Source organism: Streptomyces sp. NBC_00237, from assembly GCF_026342435.1.
Lineage (GTDB): Bacteria > Actinomycetota > Actinomycetes > Streptomycetales > Streptomycetaceae > Streptomyces.
Window position 1 is genome coordinate 916,521 of the sequence record NZ_JAPEMT010000001.1, and the last position, 13,412, is coordinate 929,932.

The window sequence follows — 13,412 nt, forward strand, 5'->3', positions numbered from 1 at the left end:
CTTCGCGAGAGAGTCACCGTGCGCCCCCTGCCCTCCCGTCGTGCCGTCGTCGCCGGTCTCGTCGCCGCCACCGCCGTCGGCTGCACCTCCCGGCAGACCGGCGCACCGCCGTCCCCCCTCGACGAGAAGCTGCCCGCGCCGCGCGCCGCCGTGCACCCCGACGACGACGGCAGGAGCGGCACCAGGGTGCTCCAGGTCCTCGCCCACCCGGACGACGACCTGTACTTCATGAACCCCGAGGTCCAGCAGTCCCTGGACGACAACGACGCCGTCGTCAGCGTCTACGTCAACTGCGGTGAGAGCGGCGGCCGGAACAAGGTCCCCGGCGGCCCCCCGCCGCGCCCCGACGTGGCCGCCTACGCGGGCGCCCGCCGCCAGGGGCTGCGCCAGGCGTACGCGCTCATGGCGACCGGCGACGCGAGGGCCCCGTGGACGTCCATGGCCACTGTGCTGCCCGGCGGTCTGCCCGTGGAGACGAGCATCCTCGACGGCCACGAGGGCGTCCAGCTCGTCTTCCTGGGGGTGCGTCAGCGCGGCCCCGGCGGGCGGGCCCGCCGCCAGGGCCTGCCGCACCTGTGGGCGGACCCGGACGCCGTCACCGCCACCCTGGTGAGCACGGGATCGCCCGTGACCGCCCCGCACCCCGTCACGCGCCGCTCGCTGATCGACGCGCTGGTGCACCTCCTGGACCTCCACGAGCCCACGCTCGTACGGATGATGGACACCGACCCGGACCGGCAGGTGCACGACGCCCACCACCGGGTCCACCACGACCAGCCCGGTTACTCGGACCACCCGGACCACACCGCCACCGCACTGTTCACGCAGGCGGCTCTCGCCGAGCACCTCAAGAGGCGCAAGGGAGCCCCCTGTGCGGTCGTCTCCTACCGCGGCTACTTCAACGAGCGCTGGCCGCACAACCTGCCGAGGCGCACCGTCAGCGGCAAGGTCACCGTCCTGAACACCTACGGAGGCACCCCGGAGGGCTGCGACTTCGTCGCCGGGTGCGGCGACTACGACGTCGGCCGCAACCGCTCCCGGAGCACCGGCTGGGTGCAGCGCACCTCGCACCGGCACCCCACCGCGGCCCCGCGCGTGCGCCTGGACGCCGACGGGCGGCTGACCGCCTTCGCGGTGCTCTCCGGACAGGCCGCCATGTGGCAGGAGGAGGGGCGCGACGGCGGCACCTGGTCCAGGGCGCGGCTCCTGGGCGGCGACGGCCTGCTGCCGGGGCTGACGGCGTCCCTCGGCAAGGACGGGCGCTGGCAGCTGTACGCGGAGCGCATCGCGGAGCTGGGCGCGAAGGCCCGGCACAACCGCCGGGAGATCGTCACCACCACCCAGCAGCGCGCGGGCGGCCCGTTCGGCGCCTGGGTGTCGCTCGGCAACCCCGAGCACGACCCCGAGCACGGCCGCCGCGTGGGCACGCCCGTGGTGGCGACCGCAGGAGACGGCACGACCTGGCTGTTCGTACGGAACTGGGCCAAGGGCGTCTCCTGCCGCCGACGCGGCACCGACGGGCGCTGGAGCGCCTGGCAGGACCTGGGCGGCGCGGAGGTCCAGGAGGGGCTGTGCGCCGTCACCGACGGGGCGGGGCGCGTCCACGTCTTCGGCAGTGGCCGAGGCACGGTGCACCACTGGCGGCAGGAGCACGCCAAGGGACCCGTGACGTTCGCGGCGACCGGGCTTCCGGCACCGGCCGACCCGCCGACCGCCCTGCTGTGCTCCGACGGCTCACTCCTGCTGGCCTACCGCGCGGCAGGCTCCGCCGAGCCGCTGGCGCACCGGCTGCCCGCCGGAGCGAGGGCGTGGAGGCCGGTGCGTACGGGGCTGGTGGCCCGCGGCTACGGGGCGCTCGCGCTGCACGCCGAACGGGGCGGCGGTGTCCTGCTCGCCGCCCGCAACAACGCCGGTGGCACCAGCCTGGCGACCCTGGGCACGGACGACGTCCCGCGCTGGTCCACGGTGACCGGCACGGTGGTGGGGGCCGCGGCGCTGGCGGCCGACGCGTCGGGGCGCACGGTGCTGGCCAGGGTGGCGCCGGACGCGACGCTACAGACGGTGTTCGTGCCGGGGCTCACTTCCGCGTGACGCGCACCGTCCTTGAGGCTTTGAGGCTTTGAGGCGACCCGTCCTTGAGGTGACCCGTCCTTGAGGTGACCCGTCCTTGAGGTGACAGGGGCTCACTTCCGGGTGATGCGCACCCGGTGGTTCCCCGACTCGTCCTGGTCGAGGACGTCGATGCGTACCCGGCGCTCCCTGTCGGTGAAGGACGTACCGGGTTCGTAGGGGGCGTCGGAGAGCTCCAGGTGGACGTTGGGGCGGCGGGTGCAGCCGCCGCTGTCGCGTTCGCTGTCGGCGACGGTGATGGGACCCTGGCCGGTGTCCACGTCGGCGTCCACCCGGTAGATCAGCACCCCCGGCTTGCAGACCGCCTCGTCGTTCCCGGCGCGGGTGCGCACCTCGACCGCGTACCCCGACGTGTCGCTGAGCGGCACGAACGCGAGCTTGCGGCCGCCGGTGGGCGAGGCCAGCGGGGCCAGGGTCAGCTCGGTGGGCCCGGGGCCGACGGCGCACCCGATCTGGCGGGCGTCCAGCCAGCCCAGCTTCCACTTGTGCCAGCCCAGGAGGTCGTTGTTGGCCCCCCAGTCCTCGGACATGATGTCCCAGTGCCCGACGGACGCCCCGCCGTCGCTGGTGTAGAGGTCGGGCAGTCCGAAGACGTGGCCGTTCTCGTGGGGGAGCACCCGGAAGCCCGTCTCCGCGTACGAACCGGAGCCGTCGTCCTGGCGGCTGTAGACGAACGAGGTGTTGGCGAGCGGGACGCCGTCCGCGACGGGGGCCTCGTGGTTGCCGGAGAAGGTCACCGACAGGACGGTCTCCAGGGCGGAGGGGCCCGCGTTCGGGGTGACCAGGATGTTCACCAAGTCGTAGGCGGAGAAGTCCACCTGAGGGTCCGCCATGGCGACGATGTCCTGTACGAGCTGCTGGTAGCCGGGCTCGAAGGGCGCCCCGCGCTCTATCCCGTACCCGGCGAACGGCAGCGGCATCCGCAGCCAGTCGGTGATCGGCGCCCGGGGGGTGTACCGCAGCCGCCCGTAACTGCTGGTCTCGAACCAGGCGGCGGTCTGCGGGGCGAACTCCTGGAAACGGTCGAGGGCGCGTCCCTGTCCCGGTGCGTCCGAGAAGTCGATCATCAGGTTGAGGGCGCGGACCTCGCCGGTCGAGCGGGTGTATCCGGACGGGGTGGGCATGCCCTCGGACATCTGCACGCCCCGGGTGCCCGCGATCCGGCACGGCTGCGCGGCGGCCTCGGCGGCCTCGGGGGAGCCGGGCGGCCCCTCGGGCTGCGACCGCGTGTGTACGACGGCCCCCGCCTCGCCCGCGCGGAGTTTTCCGGCCGGTCCCGAGGAGGCCCGGCCGGGGTCCGCCAGGGGGGTGCTCGCGGACGTCACGGCGGCGAGGGCGAGGGCCGCCAGGGCGGCGAGGGTGAGCGCGCGGCGCGGGGCCCTGCGGGGGTGGCGGCCGTCGGCGTGGCGGCCGCCCGTGGAGCTGCCGCCCATGGGGAGGGGGCCGCCGGGTATGCCGGGGCGGGGGCGCGGCTGCTGCATGGGAATCGCCTTCCGCTCCATGCAGCCCTGCCCGTTCTGTCACGGACAGTCCCGACTGCTCCTGTTTGCCCACCCTCCGGCGGAGGGTGCGGGGGCGCTCGCTGGGTGGGCCGAAGGTGGGTTGACGTGTGACTCAGGTCACATGGCGATGCGGAAATAACCGGGGACTGCTTCCCCGTTTGGAACTGTGTCCGCAGGAAGTGGGGAAGCGTTCCCCGTTTTTGCGAGAAGTCCTCAGCAGAAGGAGATCCGCCGTGTCGAGCGGAACCGAAGCACCCGCCGCGCGCAGCCGCGTCCCGCGTCCGCGCGCGGACGCCCTGCGCAACAGGGAGCGGATCGTCGCGGCGGCCCGCGAGATGTTCGTCGAGCACGGTCCTGACGTCCCGCTCGACGAGATCGCCCGCCGCGCGGTGATCGGCAACGCCACCCTCTACCGGCACTTTCCGGACCGTAAGGACCTCATCCACGACGTCGTGCTGTCCGTGCTGTCCCGGGTCGCCGAGCGCGCCGAGGAAGCCGTCCTCGACGTCGCGGAGGAGCGCGGAGACGCCTTCGGGGCCTTGCGCCGCTTCGTGCACGAGGCCGCCGACGAGCGGATCGGGGCTCTGTGCCCCATGCTGTCCGAGGGCTTCGACAAGAACCACGCGGACCTCCTCGCCGGAAGCGAGCGTCTCGAAATGGCGGTCGAGGACCTCATGGGCCGGGCCCGCAAGGCCGGTCGTCTCCGCGCCGACGTCGCCGTCGGAGACCTCATGGTGGCGCTCTCCCAGCTCACCCGCCCGCTGCCCGGCAGCGCCTGCGTGAACTTCGACCAGTTCGTCCACCGTCATCTGCAGCTGTTCCTCGACGGGCTAGAAGCGCCCGCACGCTCCGAACTGCCGGGCAGCGCGGCGACCCTGGAAGACCTCCGCCGACCCCAGTGACCGGCCACCAGGCCCCTCGTAGCTAACTCCACACACCAGCGCGGCTCACGCCCGTTTCCTGCCTTTTCGCACCCCTAGGTGGCTACTCCCATGCCAAAAACAGACCTCAACCCCTCCCTGTCGGCCGAGTCCATACCCGACCCCAACCGCTGGAAGGCGCTCGTCTTCATCGCGCTCGCCCAGCTGATGGTGGTCCTGGACGCGACGATCGTGAACATCGCGCTGCCGTCCGCCCAGCAGGACCTCGGCATCTCCGACGCCAACCGGCAATGGGTCATCACCGCCTACGCGCTCGCCTTCGGCGGTCTGCTGCTCTTCGGCGGACGCATCGCCGACCTGTGGGGCCGCAAGCGCACCTTCCTCGTCGGCCTGATCGGCTTCGCCGCCGCCTCCGCCCTCGGCGGCGCGGCGACGAGCGAGGCCATGATGCTCGGCTCGCGCGCCCTCCAGGGCGTCTTCGGCGCCCTCCTGGCGCCCGCCGCGCTCTCGCTCCTGGCGGTGACGTTCACCGACATGAAGGAGCGCGCCAAGGCGTTCGGCATCTTCGGCGCGATCGCCGGCGGTGGCGGTGCGGTCGGCCTGATCCTGGGCGGCTTCCTCACCGAGTACCTGAACTGGCGCTGGACCTTCTTCGTCAACATCCCCTTCGCGGTGGTCGCCGCCCTGGGTGCGTACCTCTTCATCCGTGAGCCCGCGGGCGGCCGCAACCGCGCCCCGCTCGACATCCCCGGCGTGGTGCTCTCCACCCTCGGCCTGGTGGCCCTGGTGTACGGCTTCACGCGCGCCGAGGGCGACGGCTGGCTGGCCGGGTCGACCCTGGGCCTGTTCGTCGCGGCGATCGTCCTGCTGGCCGCCTTCGTGGCCGTCGAGGCACGGGTGAAGCACCCGCTGCTGCCCCTGCGCGTCCTGCTGGAGCGCAACCGCGGCGGCGTCTACGCCTCGCTGGGCCTCGCCGTCATCTCGATGTTCGGCCTGTTCCTGTTCCTCACGTACTACCTCCAGATCGTGAAGGGCTACTCGCCCGTCATGACCGGCTTCGCCTTCCTGCCGATGATCGCGGGCATGATCACGGGCTCCACCCAGATCGGCGCCCGCCTGATGACCCGGGTGCCGCCGCGCCTGCTGATGGGCCCCGGCTTCCTGGTCGCCGCCCTCGGCATGCTGCTCCTGACCCAGCTGGAGATCGGCTCCTCGTACGCCGGTCTGATCCTGCCCGCGCAGCTGCTGCTCGGCCTCGGCATGGGTACGGCGTTCATGCCCGCCATGTCGCTCGCCACGCACGGCGTCGAGGCGCGGGACGCCGGTGTCGCGTCCGCCATGGTGAACACCTCGCAGCAGGTGGGCGGCGCGATCGGCACCGCCCTGCTGAACACCATCGCGGCGAGCGCCACCACGGCGTACATCGCGGCGAACGCGGCCGGTGCCACCAACGAGCAGCTGCTCCAGGCGCAGGCCATGGTGCACGGCTACGCCAGCGCCATCTGGTGGGCGGTCGGCATCCTGGTCGTCTCCGCCGGTATCGCGTTCGCCCTGATCACCACGGGGCGTCCGGACACCACGTCGGCGTCCTCCGGCGACGGTCAGGGCGCGGAGGACGAGGTGCGCATCCCCGTGGTCGCGCACTGACGGAAGCACTGACGGAAGCCCCGACAGAAGCACTGACGGAAGCCCTTCTCGGGCATCCCTTCGGCGCCCCCTGTGAACCCTGCCCTGGTTCCGCTGATGTGACGGTCAGCGGAGCCAGGGCAGATCCGCGCCCGTGCCGGTCGGCTCCAGGCCGTCGGCGATGACGCACATGATCTCGCCGAGCTGACGCACCTGTTCCTCGCTGAGCCGGTCGAAAATGGCTTTTCGTACGAGTGACACGTGTCCCGGCGCGGCCTCCTTGAGGACCTCGAAACCCTCGTCCGTGAGGAAGGCGTTCTGGCCGCGCCTGTCGGAGGGACAGTCCTGGCGGAGCACCCAGCCGTTCTTCTCCAGCCGGGCGACGGCGTGCGAGAGCCGGGAACGGGTGATCTTCGCGTGCTTCGCCAGCTCCGTCATCCGCAGCTTGCGCCCCGGCGCCTGCGAGAGCTGCACGAGCAGCCCGTAGTACATGTGCGGCATGCCCACGTCGCGCTGGAGCTGACGGTCAAGGGTGTCGTCGAGGAGTGTGGTGGCGTGGATGTACGCGCGCCAGACACGCTGTTCCTCGTCGCTGAGCCAGCGCGGCTCGGCGGTGGGGGCGGCAGGTGCGGCGGATGAGGCGGGCACGGCGGGCATCACGGGTGCCCCTTCGCGGGCCGCGGACTTCTTGCTGCTCATGCGCTCCACTCTAAAGCCTCTCATTGAAACTTAAACTAGCTCGCGCTAGGCTCTTGCGGTATCGCTTGAAACTTCAAACAAGCAGGTTCCAACAGACCGGAGATCCGCCATGGTGGCCACCTCGGAGCGCATGCCCGCCCTCTATCTCAGTCACGGCGCGCCGCCACTGGCGGATGACCCGGTCTGGCCGGGTGAACTCGCGGCCTGGTCGGCCGGGCTGCCCCGGCCCACCGCCATTCTGGTCGTCTCCGCCCACTGGGAGGAGGCGCCGCTGGCGCTCGGGGCCACCGAGACGGTGCCGCTCGTGTACGACTTCTGGGGCTTCCCCGAGCACTACTACGCGGTCCGCTACGGGGCCCCGGGCGCACCGGCCCTGGCGGACTCCGTCCGCAAGCTCCTGCGGGGCGCGGGGACGCCCGTTCAGGACGTACCCGATCGGGGGCTGGACCACGGAGCGTACGTCCCTCTCGTGGAGATGTTTCCCGGTGCGGACATCCCCGTCCTCCAGGTATCGATGCCGACGCTGGACCCGCAGAAGCTCATGGACGTCGGGCGCAAGCTGGCACCCCTGCGGGACGAAGGCGTACTGATCGTCGGCAGCGGCTTCTTCACCCACAACCTGGCGGCACTGCGGCACACCGGCCCTGGTGTGCCGAACTGGTCGGCCGAGTTCGACGACTGGGGGCAGCGGGCGCTGGCCGCCCAAGACGTGGACGCCCTGCTCGACTTCGAGCACAAGGCCCCGGCGGGCCGCCTCGCGCACCCCCGTACGGAGCACTTCGCGCCACTGTTCGTGACGCTGGGCGCTGCGGAGGGGGAGCTCGGTGGCGGTCGCAGCGTCATCGACGGCTTCTGGATGGGCCTGGCGAAGCGCTCGCTCCAGTTCGGCTGAGCCCTCGGCGGGGCTACGGGGCGACCAGCGGCTCACTGATCTCCACCGCGTACAGGACGGACGACAGGGCGTGCTCGTCGCCCACGTCCAGTGCGGTGTCGGCGAACTTGACCACGTGCTCGTCCCCGTGCGCGGCGGCCCGCTCGAACACCTCCTCCGGCGTCAGCCCCTGCGCCCTGTCCTGGTAGCCGATCGCCTCGTCGGGCGCGTACATCGCTGTCACCGCGGCGGAAGCCGTCCAGGCGGCGTGCAGGCTGGGCGTCCACAGCGCCTGCGGCAGGGCGGGCAGCACGCGCAGTACTGCGTTCGGGGCGGTGGAGGCGTGCACCAGCATGGTCTCCTCGCCGTGCCCGTGCGTGGCGTACCGGTGCACGGCTGCCCGCACCAGCTCGGTCAGCTTCGCGTGCGCCTCCTGAGGCGTCGCGGGAGCCGCCGCCCACACCGGCAGCCGGGACACCCGCTCCAGCCGCTGCGGAAAGCCCCCCTCCCGTACGTCAATGGCCGGTACGGCATCCAGCGCCCCGGCGGCACTCGCGGCCCCCGGCACCGGCTCCACCTCGGGGGCGACGCGGTGGCGGGCGGCCCAGTAGCCGAGCCCGTGCGCCAGCTCGGTCAGCCGGGGCGCGCGCTCCTCGCCGCCCTCCAGCAGGGCGCGCGCCGCGTGCCCCACCCGGATCACCGGATGGGTGGAGCCGCCGTACATGCCCGGCAGCAGCCGGGGCCACCACTGGGCGAGTACGTCGCGCCAGGGCCGCTCGGCGAGGAGCCGTTCGAAGTACGCGATCCAGTCGGCCGCCCGGCGCGGATCGCCGAGCGCCTCGGCCCAGTCGCCGTCCGTCACGCGCGCGTGGGTACCGGGGAAGTCCTCCAGCTTGTCCCGGTACACATCGAGCCAGCGGTGCACGGCCCCCGCCTGCCCCCGCGCGGCGAGCGCCTCGACGGCCATCGGCGCGTGATTGGTGAGCCGTCCGAGCCGCTCCGGCCCGAAGGAGTGCAGGCGGGTCAGGGCTTCGTCGTAGATCCCGGTGGTGTCCATGCGCCGGACAGTAGGTGCGCCCGCCACGATCCGTAACGGGCGCGGGACCTAGTCCGCGGGGCGGACGGCCACTGGGCCTGCGGCCCCGGCCCCGGCCCCGCCCCGGAAGGGGTGGAGCCCTGAAGGCGGGACTCCGGCATTTTGGACATCGGGAGCAACCTCCGGCAGGTGGGAGACGTCTTGGGAGGGGAGAGCGGTCGCCCCGGGGTGAAAAGGGTGGCACCCAGGGTGATCGACGTCTCACTGGTGAAGTGGGCGTAAGGGTCGGTGGGCTCGGCGGAATCGACTCCCACACCCGCTCTGACCTGCACTTCTGTGGTGGTTTGGGCCAAGTTTCCGCGCCTGCGGGGCGACAGGGTACTGCAAGATCACGAAATTGAGTGCGGGTGAGGGGAATTCTGTCCGGATTCCAGCCGTTGGTTCTTTTGGAAGCAGGGAACCCGAGAGGAGTCCCGGCAGCCACAGCCACACCACACGCGACCTACACACGCAAGGGAGCACCAGCATGGCAACCCGTGCCGTCGCCCGTCGGTCCTCGACCGGATCGACCAGGGCCAGCAGCGTTCGCGCCGTAGGCGGGGAGATCGCCGACCGCGACCTGGTCGGCATGTACCTCGACGAGATAGCACGGACGCCCCTGCTCGACGCCGCCAAGGAGGTCGAGCTGTCCCAGACCATCGAGGCCGGTGTGTACGCACGCCAGATACTCGACGGCGAGGTGGAGGACTCGAAGGGGGCCGACGCCGCTTCCCGAGAGGAGCTGGAGGCGCTCTACGAGGCCGGGGAGCGGGCCAAGGACCTGTTCATCCGGTCCAACCTGCGTCTGGTCGTGGCGGTCGCCCGCCGGTACCCCCGCAGTGGTCTGCCGCTGCTCGACCTCATCCAGGAGGGGAACGCGGGCCTGGTCCGCGCGGTCGAGAAGTTCGACTACGCGAAGGGCTTCAAGTTCTCCACGTACGCGACATGGTGGATCCGGCAGGCCATCACCCGCTCGATCGCCGACCAGTCCCGCACCATCCGCCTGCCCGTCCACCTGGTGGAGGAGCTGGGCCGCATCCGGCGCGTGCAGCGCGAGTTCAACCGTGAGAACGGCCGCGATCCCGAGCACGAGGAGATCGCCAAGGAGCTCGACACCAAGACGCAGCGCGTCAGCGACGTGCTCGACTGGGCGCGCGACCCGGTCTCGCTGAACATGCCGGTCGACGACGGCGGCGAGACCCAGTTCGGCGACCTGCTGGAGGACACCTCGGCGGTGTCGCCCGAGCAGTCGGTGCTCTCCATGCTGCGCAGCGAGGAGCTGGAAGACCTCATAGGCAAGCTCGACCAGCGCACGGCCTCGATCATCCGCATGCGGTACGGCATCGAGGACGGCCGGGAGCGCACGCTCACCGAGGTCGGCAAGGAACACGGGCTGACCCGCGAGCGCATCCGCCAGATCGAGAAGCACGCCCTGCTGGAGCTCAAGAAGATGGCCCACGACACGGGCTTCGACGCGGCGGCGTAGGTACGACCTCCCCCCCCGTACGGCCTCATGCGTTCGCCCCCGTACGGCGTCACGCGTACGACGCCCCCCCGTACGGCGGACGTCACGCGTACGACCCCACCCGTACGGCCTCGCGGCCGTACGGCACAGACCACGACGCGGCGGCCACCACCCACCCCGGCCGCCGGGTCCTTCCCGGGACGAAGCCCCGGCGCATCTCCCCCCGAGCGCCGGGGCTCCCCACCAAGCAGGCCAGCAGGCCGAGCAGTCCAAGCAGGCCGAGCAGTCCAAGCAGGCCAGCAGGGCTACGTGCAGGCGCTGGTCGCCCGCGCGATGCGAGCGCCCAGCGACGCCAGGTACTCCACCAGGGCGGGCGGCTCCTCGACCCTGAACTCGCAGTCCACCATGGCCAGCCGGACCCCCACCCACTCCAGCGAGTCGCCCAGTTCGGCCTCCAGACGACAGGTGTTCTCGCCCGTGGCGACCGGGACCCCCATCGACACGGGCAGCCTCGCCGCGACGAAGGCGGCGGGCGCGTCGAAGGCGGCCACCAGCCGGAACGGCTCGTTCCGGCCGATCCCGCCGAGTGCTTTCATCGACTGCCGCAGGAAGTCCGCCGCGTTCCCCGTCGGCAGCCCCCTCGGCACGAATCGGGCCCCCGTCGCGAACGGCTCGCTCACCCGGTCCACCCGGAACGTCCGCCAGTCCTCGCGGTCGATGTCGTACGCGACCAGGTACCAGCGGCGTCCCGTGCTGACCAGCCGGTGCGGCTCGACGAGGCGCTTGGAGTCGGTGCCGTCGCCGGATCGGTAGGCGAACCGCAGCCGCTCCTGCCCGGCCGCCGCCCCCGCCATCACCGTCAGCGTCTGCGGATCGATGCTCGCCCCGTCGCCGCTGGTCAGCGGGATCGTCGCGGCCTGGAGCACCGAGACCTGGTGGCGCAGCCTCGACGGCAGCACCTGCTCCAGCTTGGCGAGCGCCCGCACCGACGCCTCCTCGATGCCCTCGACGGCGTGCCCGGCACCTGCCCGCAGGCCCACCGCGATGGCCACCGCCTCCTCGTCGTCCAGCACCAGGGGAGGCATCGCCTTGCCCGCGACCAGGCGGTACCCGCCCTCCGCGCCCATCGTCGCCTGCACCGGGTACCCCAGGTCGCGGAGCCGGTCGATGTCCCTGCGTACCGTCCGGCGGGAGACGTCGAGACGGTCGGCGAGTTCGCTGCCCGGCCATTCACGGGGCGTCTGGAGCAGCGAGAGCAATTGCAGCAGCCGTGCCGGTGTGTCGGTCATAACACCAAGGATGCGCGCGATGTGGGACACAGTGTGACCTACATCGGGACTAACGTCTTCGACATGACATCAGCACCCCCGTCGGGGACTCCCGCAGCGTCTCCGATATCCGCCGCAGCACCCGTGACAGCACCTGCCGCCGAAGCGCCCGCCCCCGGGGACCGCCGTCGCTGGTTCGCGCTCGCCATCGTGATGACCGCCGCCTTCATGGACCTGGTCGACGTCACCATCGTCAACATCGCCATCCCCAGCATCCAGGGCAGTCTGGGTGCGACCTTCAGTGCCATCCAGTGGATCACCGCCGGTTACGCGCTCGCGTTCGCGGCGGGGCTCATCACGGGCGGCAGGCTCGGCGACATCTACGGCCGCAAGCGGCTGTTCCTCATCGGCATGGGCGGCTTCACCGTCGCCTCCGCGCTCTGCGGCTTCGCCGCGAACCCGGACGTCCTGGTCGCCTCCCGCATCCTCCAGGGCGCGACGGCGGCGCTGATGGTCCCGCAGGTCCTCTCGATCGTGCACGCCACCTTCCCCGCCCACGAGCGGGGCAAGGTCTTCGGACTGTTCGGCGCGATCGTCGGCCTCGGCGCGGTGACCGGGCCGCTGCTGGGCGCGCTGCTCACCGAGTGGAACCTCTTCGGCCTCGAATGGCGTCCGATCTTCCTGATCAACCTGCCCGTCGGCATCGCGGGTCTGATCCTGGGCAGCAAGTTCATCACGGAGTCCAAGGCACCGCGCGCGCTGAAGCTGGACCTGCCGGGTGTCGCCCTGGTCGTGCTGGGTCTGCTCGCGCTGATCTACCCGCTGACCCGGGGCCGCGAGCTGGACTGGCCGCTGTGGGGCTACCTGTCGATGGCGGGCAGCCTGGTGATCCTGGTCCTGTTCGTGGTGTACGAGCGGTGGAAGACCCGCCGTGACGGGTCGCCGCTGGTGGAGCTGTCGCTGTTCAAGGTGAAGAGCTTCGCGGCGGGCATCGCCGTACAGCTGACCTTCGGTGTCTTCAGCGGCATCTTCTTCATGGTGTGGACGCTGTACATGCAGATCGGCCTCGGCTGGAGCGCGCTGCGGGCGGGCGTCACCGGCATCCCGTTCTCGATCGCCGTCTCGGTGGCGGCGGGCATCTCCGTGCAGAAGCTGGTACCGCGCTTCGGGCGCAAGGTGCTCCAGGCGGGCGCGCTGACCATGGCGACGGGACTCCTGCTCTACATCTGGGAGGCCAACCACTTCGGTGCGCAGATCTCCTCCTGGCAGATGGCGCTGCCGCTGATCGTCATGGGCCTCGGCATGGGACTGATCGTCGCGCCTTTGACGGACGCGGTGCTGTCCGAGGTGCCCAAGGAGCACGCGGGCTCGGCCTCGGGCCTGATCAACACGACCGGCCAGACCGGCAACGCGTTCGGCATCGGCCTGGTGTCCGTGGTCTTCTTCGGGGTCATCGACACCAAGATGGAACTGGCGAAGGGCGCGAAGAGCGCGATCGGGCCCGCGTACGTGGACGCCTTCCAGAGCGCGCTGGGCTGGGTCGTCGGCGTACTGATGGTGATCTTCCTGCTGATGTTCGCGCTCCCGAAGAAGACGGCGGGACACGAGGCACCGGAGGCGTCCCCGGGGGAGGACTCCGGTGACCTCGGTGCCGGTGAGCAGGACGGTATGCGGAAGGAGCCCGCTCTGACGGTCTGACCGGCTGCGGCGGGAGTGCGGCGAGAAGCCCGCAGGGTCCTTGGACCCTGCGGGCTTCTCGTGTGTCCGGGGGGTGTCCGGCGGACCCTTTCCACCGGGACCAAAGTCCGTTCATGCCCGGATTGGGTCCGGATGTGTTTACTTGCCCTGACGTTCGGGCGTACGCTGCCAGGGAAACCACAGGTTCGGGCATCGAA

Annotated in this window: 10 protein-coding genes; 6 read left to right on the forward strand and 4 right to left on the reverse strand. The window is 71.4% G+C overall.

Annotated elements, in window-relative coordinates; genetic code table 11:
• Window positions 1–18: 18 nt before the first annotated feature.
• On the forward strand, window positions 19–2,091 hold the full coding sequence (locus OG897_RS04035; RefSeq protein ID WP_266652953.1) for a PIG-L family deacetylase: 2,073 nt from the start codon (window positions 19–21) through the stop codon (window positions 2,089–2,091).
• Window positions 2,092–2,183: 92 nt separating this feature from the next.
• Here the strand turns inward: OG897_RS04035 and OG897_RS04040 are convergent, their stop codons facing one another.
• Window positions 2,184–3,563, reverse strand: coding sequence for a M6 family metalloprotease domain-containing protein (locus OG897_RS04040; RefSeq protein ID WP_266656554.1), 1,380 nt, complete (start codon window positions 3,561–3,563; stop codon window positions 2,184–2,186).
• Between the two features lie 302 nt (window positions 3,564–3,865).
• On the opposite strand from OG897_RS04040, the gene OG897_RS04045 reads away from it, so the two are divergent.
• Both OG897_RS04045 and OG897_RS04050 read left to right on the forward strand, forming a co-directional pair.
• Window positions 3,866–4,534 (forward strand): TetR/AcrR family transcriptional regulator, encoded by a 669-nt coding sequence (locus OG897_RS04045; protein ID WP_266652955.1) that lies wholly within the window; start codon window positions 3,866–3,868, stop codon window positions 4,532–4,534.
• 90 nt (window positions 4,535–4,624) lie between these two features.
• Complete coding sequence (locus tag OG897_RS04050) at window positions 4,625–6,160, forward strand: MFS transporter (protein ID WP_266652957.1); 1,536 nt, start codon at window positions 4,625–4,627, stop codon at window positions 6,158–6,160.
• A 105-nt stretch (window positions 6,161–6,265) separates the two neighbouring features.
• On the opposite strand, the gene OG897_RS04055 is transcribed toward OG897_RS04050, so the two are convergent.
• Window positions 6,266–6,796 (reverse strand): MarR family winged helix-turn-helix transcriptional regulator, encoded by a 531-nt coding sequence (locus OG897_RS04055; RefSeq protein WP_266656556.1) that lies wholly within the window; start codon window positions 6,794–6,796, stop codon window positions 6,266–6,268.
• Between the two features lie 151 nt (window positions 6,797–6,947).
• Between OG897_RS04055 and OG897_RS04060 the strand changes: the two genes are divergently transcribed.
• Window positions 6,948–7,730: a dioxygenase gene (locus tag OG897_RS04060; RefSeq protein ID WP_266652959.1), complete on the forward strand. Its 783-nt coding sequence runs from the start codon at window positions 6,948–6,950 to the stop codon at window positions 7,728–7,730.
• Between the two features lie 13 nt (window positions 7,731–7,743).
• Here the strand turns inward: OG897_RS04060 and OG897_RS04065 are convergent, their stop codons facing one another.
• The gene (locus OG897_RS04065) at window positions 7,744–8,766 is read right to left on the reverse strand and encodes a questin oxidase family protein (protein ID WP_266652960.1); all 1,023 of its coding nucleotides are present in this window, start codon (window positions 8,764–8,766) and stop codon (window positions 7,744–7,746) included.
• 505 nt (window positions 8,767–9,271) lie between these two features.
• On the opposite strand from OG897_RS04065, the gene OG897_RS04070 reads away from it, so the two are divergent.
• On the forward strand, window positions 9,272–10,270 hold the full coding sequence (locus OG897_RS04070) for an RNA polymerase sigma factor RpoD/SigA (protein WP_266652961.1): 999 nt from the start codon (window positions 9,272–9,274) through the stop codon (window positions 10,268–10,270).
• Window positions 10,271–10,554: 284 nt separating this feature from the next.
• Here OG897_RS04070 and OG897_RS04075 read toward each other — a convergent pair whose 3' ends face one another.
• The gene (locus OG897_RS04075; protein ID WP_266652962.1) at window positions 10,555–11,538 is read right to left on the reverse strand and encodes a YafY family protein; all 984 of its coding nucleotides are present in this window, start codon (window positions 11,536–11,538) and stop codon (window positions 10,555–10,557) included.
• 63 nt (window positions 11,539–11,601) lie between these two features.
• Between OG897_RS04075 and OG897_RS04080 the strand changes: the two genes are divergently transcribed.
• Window positions 11,602–13,215 carry an MFS transporter gene (locus OG897_RS04080; protein WP_266652963.1) on the forward strand — a complete coding sequence of 538 codons (1,614 nt, stop codon included), beginning with the start codon at window positions 11,602–11,604 and terminating at the stop codon, window positions 13,213–13,215.
• Window positions 13,216–13,412 lie beyond the last annotated feature (197 nt).

Excerpts from the sequence above, each read along its gene's own strand:
- OG897_RS04040 (WP_266656554.1), bottom strand. The coding sequence starts at position 3,563 with ATGGGCGGCAGCTCCACGGGCGGCCGCCACGCCGACGGCCGCCACCCC.
- OG897_RS04050 (WP_266652957.1), top strand. The coding sequence starts at position 4,625 with ATGCCAAAAACAGACCTCAACCCCTCCCTGTCGGCCGAGTCCATACCC.
- OG897_RS04055 (WP_266656556.1), bottom strand. The coding sequence starts at position 6,796 with ATGCCCGCCGTGCCCGCCTCATCCGCCGCACCTGCCGCCCCCACCGCC.
- OG897_RS04060 (WP_266652959.1), top strand. The coding sequence starts at position 6,948 with ATGGTGGCCACCTCGGAGCGCATGCCCGCCCTCTATCTCAGTCACGGC.
- OG897_RS04065 (WP_266652960.1), bottom strand. The coding sequence starts at position 8,766 with ATGGACACCACCGGGATCTACGACGAAGCCCTGACCCGCCTGCACTCC.
- OG897_RS04070 (WP_266652961.1), top strand. The coding sequence starts at position 9,272 with ATGGCAACCCGTGCCGTCGCCCGTCGGTCCTCGACCGGATCGACCAGG.
- OG897_RS04075 (WP_266652962.1), bottom strand. The coding sequence starts at position 11,538 with ATGACCGACACACCGGCACGGCTGCTGCAATTGCTCTCGCTGCTCCAG.
- OG897_RS04080 (WP_266652963.1), top strand. The coding sequence starts at position 11,602 with ATGACATCAGCACCCCCGTCGGGGACTCCCGCAGCGTCTCCGATATCC.